Annotated in this window: 12 protein-coding genes; 10 read left to right on the top strand and 2 right to left on the bottom strand. The window is 59.7% G+C overall.

What is annotated here, in order from left to right:
* Positions 1 to 77: 77 nt before the first annotated feature.
* Positions 78 to 974: a transporter substrate-binding domain-containing protein gene (locus B5M06_RS03900; RefSeq protein WP_054065145.1), complete on the bottom strand. Its 897-nt coding sequence runs from the start codon at positions 972 to 974 to the stop codon at positions 78 to 80.
* A gap of 330 nt (positions 975 to 1,304) precedes the next feature.
* Between B5M06_RS03900 and B5M06_RS03890 the strand changes: the two genes are divergently transcribed.
* From B5M06_RS03890 to B5M06_RS03880, 3 genes are all read left to right on the top strand, one after another.
* Complete coding sequence (locus B5M06_RS03890; RefSeq protein WP_054065147.1) at positions 1,305 to 2,360, top strand: mechanosensitive ion channel family protein; 1,056 nt, start codon at positions 1,305 to 1,307, stop codon at positions 2,358 to 2,360.
* Positions 2,361 to 2,421: 61 nt separating this feature from the next.
* Positions 2,422 to 3,108, top strand: a complete 687-nt coding sequence (locus tag B5M06_RS03885; protein ID WP_054065148.1) for a MarC family NAAT transporter — start codon at positions 2,422 to 2,424, stop codon at positions 3,106 to 3,108.
* A 108-nt stretch (positions 3,109 to 3,216) separates the two neighbouring features.
* On the top strand, positions 3,217 to 4,452 hold the full coding sequence (locus B5M06_RS03880; protein WP_054065149.1) for an ArsB/NhaD family transporter: 1,236 nt from the start codon (positions 3,217 to 3,219) through the stop codon (positions 4,450 to 4,452).
* A 107-nt stretch (positions 4,453 to 4,559) separates the two neighbouring features.
* Here B5M06_RS03880 and B5M06_RS03875 read toward each other — a convergent pair whose 3' ends face one another.
* Positions 4,560 to 5,582, bottom strand: a complete 1,023-nt coding sequence (locus tag B5M06_RS03875; protein WP_054065150.1) for a porin — start codon at positions 5,580 to 5,582, stop codon at positions 4,560 to 4,562.
* A 181-nt stretch (positions 5,583 to 5,763) separates the two neighbouring features.
* Between B5M06_RS03875 and B5M06_RS03870 the strand changes: the two genes are divergently transcribed.
* The 7 genes from B5M06_RS03870 (at position 5,764) to azu (ending at position 13,922) form a co-directional block, all read left to right on the top strand.
* Positions 5,764 to 8,628: an Hsp70 family protein gene (locus tag B5M06_RS03870; RefSeq protein WP_054065151.1), complete on the top strand. Its 2,865-nt coding sequence runs from the start codon at positions 5,764 to 5,766 to the stop codon at positions 8,626 to 8,628.
* A gap of 45 nt (positions 8,629 to 8,673) precedes the next feature.
* Complete coding sequence (locus tag B5M06_RS03865; protein ID WP_054065208.1) at positions 8,674 to 9,135, top strand: nucleoside deaminase; 462 nt, start codon at positions 8,674 to 8,676, stop codon at positions 9,133 to 9,135.
* A gap of 304 nt (positions 9,136 to 9,439) precedes the next feature.
* A complete protein-coding gene (locus B5M06_RS03860) occupies positions 9,440 to 10,420 on the top strand; it encodes a Bug family tripartite tricarboxylate transporter substrate binding protein (protein WP_054065152.1) in 981 nt (326 codons plus the stop codon).
* A 282-nt stretch (positions 10,421 to 10,702) separates the two neighbouring features.
* Complete coding sequence (locus B5M06_RS03855; RefSeq protein ID WP_054065153.1) at positions 10,703 to 12,289, top strand: flavin monoamine oxidase family protein; 1,587 nt, start codon at positions 10,703 to 10,705, stop codon at positions 12,287 to 12,289.
* A gap of 28 nt (positions 12,290 to 12,317) precedes the next feature.
* Positions 12,318 to 12,788, top strand: a complete 471-nt coding sequence (locus tag B5M06_RS03850) for a c-type cytochrome (protein WP_054065154.1) — start codon at positions 12,318 to 12,320, stop codon at positions 12,786 to 12,788.
* 69 nt (positions 12,789 to 12,857) lie between these two features.
* A complete protein-coding gene (locus tag B5M06_RS03845) occupies positions 12,858 to 13,394 on the top strand; it encodes a RidA family protein (protein WP_054065155.1) in 537 nt (178 codons plus the stop codon).
* A gap of 132 nt (positions 13,395 to 13,526) precedes the next feature.
* Complete coding sequence (gene azu / locus B5M06_RS03840; protein WP_420809980.1) at positions 13,527 to 13,922, top strand: azurin; 396 nt, start codon at positions 13,527 to 13,529, stop codon at positions 13,920 to 13,922.
* Positions 13,923 to 14,188 lie beyond the last annotated feature (266 nt).

The raw sequence follows: 14,188 nt of genomic DNA, 5'->3' as shown, positions 1-14,188 counted from the left end.
ATCCTTTCCGTGGCATTCCCATCACACAGAGTCTGTCTGCAGACCGCCGCGTGCATCCGCGGTCTGCACGACGGTCATCAGGAGGTGTAAGCCTCCAGTGGCTTGTCGTTGGGCTCTTGCAGCAATTGCTTCAGGGTTTCGCCCATGGGCAGGTTCAGAGGCTTGTCCTTGGGTGGGATGGGCTGCATGAACCATTTGTCGTAGATGCTGGCCACTTCGCCGGACTTCATCATCTCTATCAGCGCCGCATCCACGGCTTGCTTGAAGGCCGGGTCATCCTTGCGCATCACCAGCGCAATTGGTTCTGCACCGAGCACTTCACCCACGATCTTGTAACCATCGGGATTCTTGGAGTTGGCAATCACGCCTGCGAGCAGGTTGTCATCCAGCACAAAGGCTTCGGCACGGCCGGCTTCCAGCAGCATGAAGCTTTCAAAGTGGTCCTTGCCCAGTTGCAGAGGCAGCTCGACGTTGTTGTCCTTGGCATATTTGCGCAGCAGCTGCACCGCCGTGGTGCCAGCCGAGGCGGCCAGAGTTTTGCCATCCAGCTGCTTGAAGGAGGTGATAGGTGAGTCTGCAGGCACGGCCATGCGTACTTCGCTCACATAGGTGGTGACGGAAAACGCCACCTGCTTCTGGCGGCCCATGTTGTTGGTGGTGGGGCCACAGCCCAGATCCACCGTGCCGTTCTGCACCAGCGGTAGGGTGTTCTGCGCTGTCATGGCCATGTATTCAATCTTGGCCTGAGGAACGACTTTGGCCAGCACCTTCTCGCACAGCTCCACGTGGTAGCCGACGAACTTGTGGTTGCCGCCCAGTGCATAGGCCATGGGGGCTGAGCTTTCGCGCACACCAATCACCACCTTGCCTTGCTGCTGGATCTTGTCCAGCGTGGCGGGAGACTGTGCCTGTGCACCAAAGGCTGCCATGACTGCAGCGCATGCCAAAGTTATACGGGCGGAAAACTGACGCATAGAGGACTCCTTGTTATGGCATGGTCATGCAATCTTCGTGCCGTCTCTTGTGTCTCCCAGCAGGGACGGCTTGAGCACGAAGATGCACACATCGTCAAACGATTACGTCAACTATCAAGCAATTAGCTGTCAGGGCATAACGATGAAATGGAAGAACGTCATGCAGTCTGCGTATGACCAAGGGAATGCCCTGATGCATACCGCATTGCTTGGGCGTGCCGCCTCTCCTACGCAGTCGCTGGTGCTGCAATTTCTATAATGCCCCGGCAGGTGCTGTACCTGCGCTTGCAGATGCCGAACCTGCCTGTGCTCGGCCTTTGAGGAGACAAGGTGGAAGACCACGCAAGCTTGGGTCAATACCTGTTTGGGGCTGGATTGTTGCTGGTGTGCCTGCTCGCGGCCCTCAGCCTCAGCTGGCTGGAGCGTCGCCGCCGCAGCTGGTCACGCAGCATCATCGTGCATGCGGTGCAGCTGTCTTTCATGTTCTGCGCGCTGGGCGTTGCGCGGCACTATGTGCGCATGGCCATCGTGGACTATCAGCTCAACTGGATTTCCCCCGGCGCTGTGGATGTGGTCACGGTCATCCTCATCGTCGGTCTGTTCATGTACCAGCTGTCCATGCTGATTAACCGGCTGGAGAACAAGCAGATCAGCAAGGGCCGTGACCCAACCTCGGCCCACATGATCGGGCGGGTGATGAAGTTTGGCATCTTCATCATCATGCTGCTCTTTTTTGGGGAGCGCTTTGGGCTCAGCATGTCTGGTTTGCTGGCCTTTGGTGGCATTGGCGGTATTGCCATCGGCATGGCCAGCAAGGACATTCTGAGCAATGTCTTTTCCGGCACCATGCTGTACTTTGACCGCCAGTTCAATATTGGTGACTGGATCTCCTCGCCCGACCGCCAGATTGAAGGCACGGTGGTGGAAATCGGCTGGCGGCTCACCAAGATCATGACGTTTGACAACCGGCCGCTGTACGTGCCGAACTCGCTGTTTTCTTCCATCAGCGTGGAAAACCCGGGCCGCATGACCAACCGCCGCATCAGCACCGAAATTGGTCTGCGCTATGAAGATGCGGGCAAGGTGCGGGCTATCGTGCAGGACATTGACCAGATGCTGCGCCATCACCCGGACATTGATCAGACACAGACCATCCTCGTGTACTTCGATGCGTTTGCGGATTCTTCGCTGAACGTCATGGTGTACTGCTTTACCAAGACCACCAAGTGGGCCGAGTGGCTGGGCATTCAGCAGGAGGTGTATCTGCAGATCATCGAGATTGTGCAAAAGCACGGGGCGGATTTTGCGTATCCGACGCAGACTTTGTACGTCCAGCGCGATGCAGCGGCGCCCTCGCCATCAGCTGAGAACTTGCCCGTGCGTTGAGCAGGGCAGGGGCAGTTCAAGGTGTTTTTTTCAAATGTGTTGACAGAGTGAAGGTGCTTGCATGCTGGAGGTGGTTGAATTTTTCAAGCTGGTAGGGACGGGCATGGCTGTGATGCTGCCAATGGCCAACCCCATGACCTCGATGACCTTGCTGGTCACCATGGGCAAGCACTTGCCGCGACAGGAGAAAAACCGGCAAATCTTCCAGGCGGCCTGTTATGTGGTCGGCATTTTGCTGGTCACCTATTACATCGGCCACACGCTGATCCATGCGCTGGATATTTCCATGCCGGGAATTCGTATTGCAGGCGGACTGATCATTGCATTCATCGGCTTCAGCATGCTGTTTCCGAAGCCGGATGCAGACTCTGGTGCAGGTGCGGAGCAGCCGCAGCTGGCCAATATTGCCTTTGTGCCCCTGGCACTGCCCGGAACCGCCGGGCCGGGCAGCATGGCGATGGTGCTTAGCGCGTCTTCTCAAATGCAGCAGGTACGTGCGGAATATGCCGCATGGGTGTGGTGGCTGGCACCTGTGGTGGTGGCCGTGATGCTGGGTGTGATTTTCTGGGCCTGTCTGCGGGCAGCGCCTCGCATCGTGGTCAAGATGGGCCCGCACGGTATTGATGCCATGTCACGGGTAATGGGCTTTTTGCTGATCTGCATGGGGGTGCAGTTCTGTATTGATGGCATCGGGCAGCTGCCCTATGTGGCAGGCGCTGGCGCAGAGGCTGTCTCCAAACTGCCTTGATGAGGTGTGACCTCGTGGCACAGGTATGTCTGCCCTCAGCTGGCTGGCAGGTGCGGGCTGCAGCTAGGCTGCATGCTTCTGGAACACACATCACATAAGAAACAAGCTATGAACGTGACGCTGCTGATTTTTATTCTGGTCTATATCGCCATGGGCTTTGGCAAGCTGCCGGGCTTCAAGATAGACCGCACCGGCGCGGCGGTGGTGGGAGCGCTGGCCATGATGGCGCTGGGCAGTATTTCGGCGCAGGCAGCGTGGCAGGCCATGGATTACAAGACGCTGGGGCTGCTGTTCGGGCTGATGGTGATTTCTGGCGCATTTGCGGTCTCGGGCTTTTATGCGTGGACGGCGCAGAAGGTGGCTTTGCTGCCCATCAGTCCGGCCAAGCTGCTGGCCGTGTTTGTGCTGGTCAGTGGCGTGCTGTCGTCCATGTTGACCAATGATGTGGTGGTGGTGGCCATGACGCCGCTGCTGGTGTCTATCACGCTGGCGCGGGGGCTGAATCCGATTCCTTTTCTGCTGGCCTTTTGCTTTGCGGCCAATGCAGGCTCGGTGGGCACCATGATTGGCAGTCCGCAGAACATGATCGCCGCGCAGGCGCTGGATGTGTCGTTTGTGGAATTGCTCAAGCTTGCGGGTGTGCCTGCACTGGGCTCGCTGGTGATCGTCTGGGGTGTGGTGGCCTGGCTGTATCGCGGGCGCTGGACTTTGCCGCAGCAGGCAGCCTCGGCACCAGCCGCCGCGCAGGCTACCCCTGTAGTGCTGAATGTGACAGAAACACTCAAGGCTGCGCTGGTGATGGCAGTGACGGTGGTGCTGTTTGTGCTTGATATCTGGCCCCAGGAAATTGTGGCGCTGGGTGCAGCCGGCATCTTGCTGGTGAACCGCAGTATTGCCTCCAGCGATGTGCTCCAGGAAGTCGATGGCAATTTGCTGCTGCTCATCATGGGCCTGTTTGTGGTGAATGCCGCCATGGCGGCCACGGGCCTGCCGCAGCAGGTGCTGGGTGATCTGAAGCACATGGGTGTGAATCTGGATGCACCGCAGTCTTTGTTCTGGACCAGCGCGGTGCTGAGCAATATCGTGGGCAACAACCCCGCCGTGATGCTGCTGGTTCCTTACCTTCAGGCAGGCGCGAACTCGGATGCGCTGTGCGCCGCACTGGCCCTGGGCACGGGCTTTTCCAGCAATATGGTGATTTTTGGCAGCCTGGCCGGCATTGTGGTGGTGGAGCAGGCCAAGGCCAGCGGCGTGAACATCTCGTTCATGGACTTTGCCAAGGCGGGTCTGCCCGTGGCGCTGATCTGCCTGCTGTTGTCGGCACTGTGGATTGCGTGGCTTTAGGTTCTGGGGTCAAGGTTTTTCAGCATGCACGAGTAAAAAGCTTCCGGCGCTGCAAACACTGGAAGCTTTCTGCTGTACAGCATGCAACGACGTGAAGCGGTCAGCTTTTAAAACGCATGGCGCAGGCCAACGCCGAGACTGCGGGCATCCTGGCCGTAGCCGACGCCACCGTTAAAGCTGTAGCCGTACTTCGCGTTTTTTGCGTTGTCGTACTTGGTGAACAGGGCGTAGACCTTGGTGCGCTTGCTCAGGTGGTAGTTGTAGCCGAGCATGATTTGCTTGGCATCACTGTCACGCTGCTCACTCCAGCTACCGGCCCAGCCATAACCAATCACGAACTGCGAGGGGCCTGTGGTGTACATGGTGTTGACACGCCCTGAGTTGCGTGTACCGCAGCCACCCGTCGCGCGGTTGCAGACCGAGCCAGAAACGGGGTCGTCTGCGCGCTGGATATAGGCGCCAATCTCGAAGGCTTCATAGGTGTACGAAGCACGCAGGCCCCACTGGTTGCGTTCACCGCGCTTGGTGTAGCCTGCACCGAAGTTCCAGTTGCTACGTCCCCAGATGGCTGACAGGTCCACGCTGTTCTTCATGTCACTGCTCGGATCTTTCTCGTGCATGGAAAGCGCAGCTTCTACGATCAGACCTGCGATATTGGGCGTGCTGTAAGAGATGCCATTAGTCCCTCGCGTCACGCCGTAGTAGAGTGCGTCGGAGACTGTACCAGTGTCGTGGTTGGGCTCGTCCAGTACACCATAGTCCGCAACATAGTCGTACGAGCTGCCGCCAGCACGGCCCAGCTGCACTTTGCCGAAGTTGCCGCTCAGGTAGACATGGCTGCTGCGGCCAAATGAAAACCCTCCGCCATTGAGCATGCCTGCACCTGTGTCAGACTGAAAGCCACCTTCCAGCTTGAATCCGGCTCTGAGACCGTTACCCAGGTCTTCGCGCCCGATAAATCCGATGCGCGAGTTGTTGTTGACCATGGCAGTGACGGAGCGATCTCCGACCTTCTGGTGCTCAATCGACGTATTGATACGACCATAGATGGCGACATTGCTTTGGGCCAGTGCGGTGCAGCAGCCGGTCAGGGCCAGAGCAGCCAGGGTGATGCGGGAGGTCTTATGCATAGCGATATGAAGCGATAACAGATGCGACCAACGGTCGTATGCCTCACTTGGCAATTAGCATGCCAAGTTGTTGCACTTGTTTATGTAGCGACGAGCGGTCTTGGGGTCTCTGTATGCACTGCACCAAGCTGGGGTACTCTTGCTACGATCGCGCCACTTTTTGGTTTGTTTTTGAGACTTCATGCATCCGTCTGCACCGCAATTCATCATCGGCATTGACCTAGGTACCAGCCACACGGTGGTGGCCAGTGTGCCGATTGGCGGGCAGGTGCTGGACATTGCCTTGCTGCAGGTGCCGCAGCGCATATCTGCTACGGAAGTGCGTCAAGAGGCGCTGCTGCCCTCGGCGCGCTACCAGGCGGCACCGGGTGAGTTGGGCGATGCCTGGCAGCAGCCGTGGGAGGCGCAGGGGGCGAGTGAGCAAGCTCCGGCCGTGATTGGCCGCTGGGCCCGTGAACTGGGCGCGGCAGTGCCCAGCCGGCTGGTGGTCAGTGCCAAAAGCTGGCTTTCACATGCAGGCGTTGACCGCACGGCCGCCATCCTGCCCTGGGGGGCAGGGGACGATGTGGCCAAGATCTCACCGCTGGCGGCATCGGCCTCCTACCTCGCACACATCAAGACCACATGGGACAGAGCACACCCCGCCGCGCCGCTGCATGCACAGGTGGTGGTGCTCACCGTGCCCGCTTCATTTGACGAAGGCGCACGTGCGCTGACGCTGGAGGCTGCGAAGCTCGCAGGCCTGGAGCGCGTCCAGCTGCTGGAAGAGCCCAAGGCAGCCTTTCACGACTGGCTGGTGCTGCAGGGCGAGCAGCTTGCGCAGCAGCTGGCAGCCAGCCGTCTGGTGCTGGTGGTGGACGTGGGCGGCGGCACGACGGATTTGACGCTGATTCGCGTGGAGCCTGCTGCCGATGGCGGCCTGCCGACCCTTACGCGCACAGCCGTGGGTGAACACTTGATGCTTGGCGGCGACAACATGGATCTGGCGCTGGCCCACCAGCTGGAGCAACAGCTGACAGGAGAAGGCCAGAAGCTCACCGCCGCGCGCTTTGCGCAGCTGGTGCAGCGCTGCCGTATGGCCAAGGAGCAGCTGCTGGCGCAGGATGCACCCGAGCAAGTCACAGTCACGCTGCTGGGCAGCGGCAGCAAGCTGCTGGGCGGCACCAAGTCCGCCACGCTCACGCGGGAGCAGGTGCAGCAGTGGGTGGTGCAGGGGTTTCTGCCGCAAGTGGCACTGACGGATGGGCCGATCAAGCGCCAGAGCGCGCTGCGCGGCTTTGGCCTGCCGTATCCGGCGGATGCGGCCATTTCGCGCCATCTCGCGCAGTTTCTGCGCCAGCATGCGGGTGAGGCACTGCCAGATACCGTGCTGCTCAATGGCGGCGTGTTCCATGCGCATGCGCTGGTGCAGCGCCTGACGCAGCAGCTCTGCGACTGGCGGGGCAGCCCCGTGCGTGTGCTGCATAACCCGCACCCGGACTGGGCCGTGGCACGCGGTGCTGCGGCCTATGGCCTGGCGCGTGAACAGGCCCGGCAAGTTTCAGAACAAAATCAGGCGCTAGAAAAGGCAGGACAAGCGCTGACAGCTATACCTTCGATAGTTCCAACGATTGGCGGAGGTTCGGCCCGCAGCTACTGGCTGCTGCTGCCCGGCAAAAAGGAGGCAGCGCCGCAGCTGGTCTGCCTGCTGCCCAAAGGCACGGAAGAAGGCGTGCGCATGGTGCTGACGGGCCGGCGCTTTGCGCTCCGGCTGGGGCAGGCCGTGCGCTTTGTGCTGCTGGCCAATAGCAGCCAGCTGACCGCACAGGCCGGGCAGCTGCTGCCGCTGCAGGGCGAAGGCTGGGTGGAGCTGCCTGCGCTGTCCACCGTGCTGCCCGCTCCGGAAGGCAAGGCACTGGCGCTGGTCGAAGTGCAGCTGCAAGCCTGTATGACGGAGGTGGGTACGCTGGAGGTGCGCTGTGTGTCTGTGGCCGATCCTGCGCAATCCTGGCTGCTGCCCTTCAGCGTGCGTGGTGCGGTGAGCCATGCCGAAGCAAAAAACATAGCTGTCAGAGCAGATGCAGCAAGCGCTGAAAGCCAAAAAGGCTTGCAACCTGCAAGCAGCAAACTGCCTGAAGCGGTGGCGCTGATAGAGCGCATCTTTGGCACCCAGGCCAAGGATGTCACGTCCAAGGACGTGCGCCAGCTGCGCCAGTCGCTCGAAAAAGTGTTGGGCGCGCGGGACAGCTGGAATGTGGCGCTGCTGCGCGCACTGTTTGATACTTTGCTGGCCCGTGCCAGGCGCCGCCGCCGCACGGCCGACCATGAGCGCGTGTGGTTCAACCTTGCAGGCTGGTGCTTGCGCCCCGGCGTGGGGGCGGAGCTGGACAGCTGGCGCATGCAGCAGGTCTGGGCTTTGTATGCGCAGGGGCTGGGACACGCCCGGGACACTGCCAGCTGGACGGAATGGTGGGTGTTCTGGCGCCGTGTGGCGGCAGGCCTGAACGAAGCACAGCAGATGCAGGTGCTGGAAGCCGTGGCTGCCGCCATGCAAAAGACCGTGCAGCAGGCCACGGTGCGCAACGGAGGCAAGAGCAGTCATGGCAGCTATGACGACATGCTGCGCCTGTTTGCTGCCATGGAAGCCGTGCCCTGGCAGTACCGGCAGGAGATGGGGCAGTGGATGCTGCAGCGCCTCCAGCGACCGGATGAATCCGTACAGACCTGGTGGGCACTGGGCCGCCTGGCAGCCCGCCAGTCTCTGGCCGCGAATGCGCACCTGGTGATGCCACCTTCGGCTGCGCAGGAGTTTCTCGACGCCACATTGGCGCAAGATTGGCGCAAAAACGAAACCGCCATGTTTGCTGCCGTGCAGATCATCCGCATGACGGGCGACGTAGCGCGTGACTTTCCCGACAGCGTGCGCCAGCAGGTGCTGGACAAAATGCGTGCAGCCGGTGCGCCACAGCGCTGGCTGGAGTTGGTGGAGCGCGTGGTACAGATGGATGCCCAAGACCAGCAACGCAGCCTGGGCGACAGCTTGCCGCCAGGGTTGGTGTTGTTGTAGCCCCATCCACCAGCGTTGCTGGTGGGTATGAACAAGGAGATGCCCATGTCATTCACTGCAACAGAAGTGCAGGCCATGCAACTGGCGATGGAGGCCGCACGCCAGGCCCGTGCAGTTGGCGATACACCGTTTGGAGCAACACTGGTGTCGTCTGAGGGTGAGATCCTGCACACCTCACCCAACCGGCAAAACAGCACGGGTGACTGCACAGCCCATGCCGAAGTGGTCCTCGTACGAGAGGCTACGCAGCGGTTCGGCCCAGAGCGTCTGCATGGAGCAGTCGTATTTGCCAGCGGTGAACCCTGCGCTATGTGCAGCGGTGCCATGTTCTGGGCGGGGATCAAACGTGTGGTGTTTGCAGCCAGCACGCAAGATATTGGTGACGCTCTGGGAGGGCCGGTTCTGCCTGCACGCTGCGCTGAGGTGCTGGAGCCTGCACAACCTGCGGTGCGCGTAGAAGAAGGCCTGCTGCGTGATGAGGCCGTCGCAGTGCTGAACGGGCGCTGAACAGCCCGGAGTCTGACAGAACACTGGCAGACACCTCTGTTTTGCTATGGGGCAGCGGGTGGCTTGCCTATGATTCCCCCATCTTCTTCCAAGCCTGCTGCCTGCGAACACCCTCGCGCCAGCGGTCTTGACATTGCGCAGCCTGGGCCACACGCCTGCGCAATCCCCTTGCAAGCCACAAGCAGCAAGTTCGCCTTGAATTTCCGTGAGCACTGCGTTGTCAATGTGGTGGCTGTGCTTAGGCGTATGGCTGCATCTCCAGTGCTGACGGTTGAACCACCCCATTGACGTACTTGGAGTTGTGATGCCTGTGCATTCCGCTTTTTCTCGCCGCCATGCTTTGGCGCTGGCCGTTGCCAGCGTGGTCTCTATGGCTGCACCTGCCGCCTGGGCGCAGGACAGCTGGCCCACCAAGCCCATTACCTTTGTGGTGCCACAAAATCCCGGCGGTGCCAATGACGTGATTGCGCGTGCCGTAGCGCAAAGCCTGGAAAACTCGCTGGGCCAGCCCGTGATCGTGGAAAACCGTGCGGGTGCCAACGGTAACGTGGGAACGGGCCAGGTAGCACGCAGCGCGCCCGATGGTTATACCTTTCTGGTGACGGCGCAAAGCGCACACACCATCAACCCTGCGCTGTATTCGCGCACGGGGTTTGACCCCATCAAAGACTTCACCCCCGTGATGCAGCTGGCTGTGGCGCCGTATCTGCTGGTGGTCAATCCACAGTTTCCTGCCACGACCTTCGACGAGCTGGTGGCCTATGCCAAAGCCAATCCCTATAAGGTGGAATACGCCTCGGCCGGCAATGGCACGCTGAATCACTTGCTGGGCGAGATGCTCAAGAAGCAAAAGGGCGTGGAAATGCTGCATGTGCCCTACAAGGGGGCTGCAGCGGCAGCGACCGATGTGGTGGCTGGCCAGCTGCCCGTGACCTTTGGCAGCTTCCCCGGCGTCATGCCGTTCGTGAGCAGCGGCAAGCTGCGTGTGCTGGGTGTGGCGTCGGACAAGCCGACACCGCTGGCACCTGAAATTCCTGTGCTGAAGGATCTGGCCGTGACGTCCTGGTACGGCCTGTTTGCCCCTGCAGGCACACCCCAGCCCATCATCGACAAGGTCTATACCGAGATCTCTCGCGTGCTGGCTACCCCCGCCATGCAGGAGCGCCTGAAGACGCTGGGTGCGGAGCCCGTGCAGTCCAACCCGCAAAGCTTTGCAGCCAGCTTGCCTGCAGAGCTGGCGCACTGGAAAAAAGTGGTGGATGAGTCGGGCGCAAAAATCGATTAACGCACGCTGCGTTGCCTCACATGCGCTCCACAAGGCCTGCAGATGCAGGCCTTTTTTTCACACACATGTGTCGTGCACCATTTCTCGGCGTTAGTGCGTGCACATTAGGGCATTGCCTGATGCGGTTCAGTGCATTTTGGTGCAGATGTTTCTGTGAATGCTGATGCCTAGAGCCTAGAGCCTAGAGGATAGATGCCGACAGTGCACAAGCTGGCACGACTGTTGCGATAAATGGTCAAGACATGCGGTAGTTCGCGTGTCGAAAACCGAAAGCTCTGTTCTATGCCAGAAGAAAAAACACCACTGACACGGCGAAAACTCCTCACCATGATTGGCCATATGGCAGGTGGCGCAGCCATGTACTCCGCCATGGGGACTCTGGGCCATGCCGCTGAATCTTCGTATTCCGGCCCCATCAAGCTCAGCAAGGCCAAGCCTGGCGCATCCGTAGTGGTGCTGGGTGCTGGCCTGGCAGGCATGCTGGCCGCCATTGAGCTGCGCAATGCGGGTTACAAGGTCACAGTGCTGGAATACCAGAATCGCGCTGGTGGCCGTGCTTGGACACTGCGTGGCGGTGACACTTTTACCGAGCTGGATGGCACGACCCAGACCGTTGGCTTTGCCAAGGGGAATTATCTGAACCCAGGGCCCTGGCGTGTGCCCCACAACCACCATGCCATGATGGATCTGTACCGTCGTTATGGCATTGAGCTGGATGTGTTCAACCAGGTCAATCACAACGCCTATGTGCACAACAGCAAGGCTTTTGGTGGCAAGCCACAGCGCTTTCGTCATATCGCAACGGACTACCGTGGACACACGGCCGAGCTGCTGGCCAAGGCGGTCAACCAGGGCGCTCTGGATACGGTCATCAGCAAGGAAGATGCAGAAAAGCTGCTGGCCAGCCTGAAGAGCACAGGAGCGCTGGATAAGGACTATCGCTATGTGGCCAGCCTGCACACCAGCGAATACCGCGGCTTTGATGTGGACCATGGTGGCGGTCTGATGCCACGTGCCAAGGCATCGCAGCCCATTGGTGTGAGTGAAGTGCTGCAGTCCAACCTGTGGGGGCAGATCGGCTCGGGCAATCTGACGGAATTCCACAGCACCATTTTCCAGCCCAAGGGCGGCATGGACATGCTGCCTCAGGCCATGGCCAAGGATCTGGGCAAGGCGATTCAGTACAACGCCAAGGTGAGCAAGATTGCACAGGATGAAAAGTCCGTCACCGTGAGCTATACCCGCAATGGCGTACAGCAGCAGGTGACTGCCGACTGGTGCGTCTGCACGATTCCTGCTTCCATCTTGGCGCAGATGGACATTCAGGTGGGCGACAAGATGCGCGCCGCCATTGAGGCCTTGCCATACGGCAGTTCGGTCAAGGTGGGTCTGGAATTCAAGCGACGTTTCTGGGAAGAGGATGAGCGCATCTACGGTGGCATTACCTCGACGGACCTGCCGATTCAGCAGATTTCCTACCCATCCAACGACTATATGAAGCCCGGCCCTGCTGTGCTGCTGGGGGCATATGCCTTTGACAACACCAATGCCTATCGCTTGGCTTCGCTGACGCCCAAGGAGCGGGTCCGTCTGGCCCTGGAGTGGGGTAGCCAGATTCACCCGCAGTACAAGCAGGAATTCCTGAACGGCGTGTCTGTGGCATGGCACCGCACACCCTGGACTCAGGGCTGCTATGGCGCATGGAACGACAACCTGCGCGCGCAGCACTACGACAACATGGCGCAGATTGACAACCGTCTGGTGCTGGCTGGCGAGCATATCTCCTTCATTCCCGCATGGCAGGAAGGTGCCGTGCTGTCTGCCCTCGACGCTGTGCAGCGCCTGCACGCCAAGGCCGTGAATGTCTGAGTCAGGCCACTTGAAAGGAACGAACGCTATGAGCACAAAGAAGTTGCACCGTGGTCTGTCTGTGGCCGTAGTGGTGCTGGCAAGCATGGCCAGTCTGTCCGCTTTCGCAGGGCCTGTGACAGGCACTGCTGCCGAGGTACTGGCGATTGCTGACACACAGGTTGAAGCCCTCAAGGCGGGCTTTTCCAGCGACCGTCGCCTGAACACCCAGCGTGATGGGGAAAAGATCTACCAGGCCATTTGCCAGGGCTGCCACATGCCCCAGGGGCAAGGTGCTGCCGAGGTGGGTTTTTACCCTGCACTGGCGGGCAATGAAAAGCTGGCTGCAGCTGCGTATCCGGTGGGTGTGGTCATGAATGGCCTGCATGGCATGCCTGGCTTTGCCCATCGACTGGACGACGCACAGGTAGCAGAAGTGGTGAACTATGTGCGCAGCAATTTTGGCAATCAGTTCACTGACACCGTGACGGCAGAAGACGTCAAGCTCTTCCGCAAGTAATTCCCCGGCCCCGTGTTCCAGTCGGGCTGCGGGGCGATGAGCAATGTTTTGAGAGAAAGAGGTAATTCCATGTCTTTGCGCACTCCTGTGATGGTTGCGGGTCTTCTGGCTGCTGCGGTGCTGAGCGGCTGCGCCGCCAACGGCGTACCAACGGGTGAAGTCACGCGTTACAAGATCCCCGGCTCGAGCTTTCCCATCTCCAATGCCGTGGAGGTTTCGCCCGGCGTCAGTACGGTCTATCTGTCGGGCAAGGTGCCAGCCATGCTGGATAAGAGCAAGCCAGCCACAGACCCAGCTGCCTATGGCGGTGATACCGAAGGCCAGACAGTCAATGTGCTCAAGAGCATTGAGGCCCAGCTCAAGAGCATGGGCCTGAGCATGTCGGACGTGATCAAGATGCAGGTCTTCCTGGTCAAGGATCCAGCTAAGGGCAACAAGATGGACTTTGCGGGTTTCATGAAGGGCTACACCCAGTTCTTTGGCACGGCCGAGCAGCCCAACCTGCCCGCACGCTCTGCATTTGAAATCGCCGCACTGGCCAACCCCGCATGGCTGGTGGAAATTGAAGTGGTGGCTGTGCGTGGCGGCAAGAACGTCGTGAAGTAAGGCTGTATTGCTGCGGGCAGCATGTACTGCTGTGCCACTGCCTGCAGCCAAGGAATGTGTATGAAGACAATGAAGCGCGTAATGTGCGCATCGGCCATCGCTGTGGCGGGCCTGCTGGTGACACCGGCTGTCATGGCCTCAGACTGCGCCGTGACCGTGGAAAGCAATGACGCCATGCAGTTCAATGTGAAGAGCCTGCAAGTGCCCAGCTCCTGCAAAAGCTTTGACATCACGCTCAAGCATGTGGGCAAGCTGCCCAAGGCAGCCATGGGGCATAACGTGGTGATCACCAAGACAGCAGACATGGCCGCAGTGGCGAAAGACGGTATCAGTGCAGGAGTCTCCAACGACTACCTCAAGCCTGGCGATAGCCGTGTGCTGGCGAACTCCAAGCTCATCGGCGGTGGAGAAAGCGACACACTGACACTTGATGTGGGAAAGCTTGCCGCAGGCGAGAGCTACAGCTTTTTCTGCTCTTTCCCCGGTCATGCATCGATGATGAAAGGCTCGCTCAAGCTCAGTCAGTAAGGCGCAGCTTGGCTTTTGTACAGCGTTCTTCCGTGTGCCATGGCAGTTGGTACATGGTCCTTTGCCCACTTCGGTGGGCTTCTTTTTGGGTGAACCGTATCCGCACATGGATGACAGCTTTTGCAAGGCAGGCGCGCTAAGGTGTCAGGCATGTGTACCGTACATCCCACTATGGCGCTGCGAGCAGCGCCTTCTACAATGGGTGGTCACCTGGATTTTTAAAAGTGAAGCAGCTAGCGCTGATAAATACAGGATTTGCAAATGTT

This window comes from Comamonas kerstersii (genome assembly GCF_002056725.1).
Classification (GTDB): domain Bacteria; phylum Pseudomonadota; class Gammaproteobacteria; order Burkholderiales; family Burkholderiaceae_C; genus Comamonas; species Comamonas kerstersii.
This window is presented reverse-complemented; position numbering and strand designations above follow the sequence as displayed.

Bases quoted from the DNA above. Each gene is read 5' to 3' on its own strand.
- B5M06_RS03900 (WP_054065145.1), bottom strand. From the start codon at position 974: ATGCGTCAGTTTTCCGCCCGTATAACTTTGGCATGCGCTGCAGTCATG.
- B5M06_RS03885 (WP_054065148.1), top strand. From the start codon at position 2,422: ATGCTGGAGGTGGTTGAATTTTTCAAGCTGGTAGGGACGGGCATGGCT.
- B5M06_RS03880 (WP_054065149.1), top strand. From the start codon at position 3,217: ATGAACGTGACGCTGCTGATTTTTATTCTGGTCTATATCGCCATGGGC.
- B5M06_RS03875 (WP_054065150.1), bottom strand. From the start codon at position 5,582: ATGCATAAGACCTCCCGCATCACCCTGGCTGCTCTGGCCCTGACCGGC.
- B5M06_RS03870 (WP_054065151.1), top strand. From the start codon at position 5,764: ATGCATCCGTCTGCACCGCAATTCATCATCGGCATTGACCTAGGTACC.
- B5M06_RS03865 (WP_054065208.1), top strand. From the start codon at position 8,674: ATGTCATTCACTGCAACAGAAGTGCAGGCCATGCAACTGGCGATGGAG.
- B5M06_RS03860 (WP_054065152.1), top strand. From the start codon at position 9,440: ATGCCTGTGCATTCCGCTTTTTCTCGCCGCCATGCTTTGGCGCTGGCC.
- B5M06_RS03855 (WP_054065153.1), top strand. From the start codon at position 10,703: ATGCCAGAAGAAAAAACACCACTGACACGGCGAAAACTCCTCACCATG.
- B5M06_RS03850 (WP_054065154.1), top strand. From the start codon at position 12,318: ATGAGCACAAAGAAGTTGCACCGTGGTCTGTCTGTGGCCGTAGTGGTG.
- B5M06_RS03845 (WP_054065155.1), top strand. From the start codon at position 12,858: ATGTCTTTGCGCACTCCTGTGATGGTTGCGGGTCTTCTGGCTGCTGCG.
- azu (WP_420809980.1), top strand. From the start codon at position 13,527: ATGGCCTCAGACTGCGCCGTGACCGTGGAAAGCAATGACGCCATGCAG.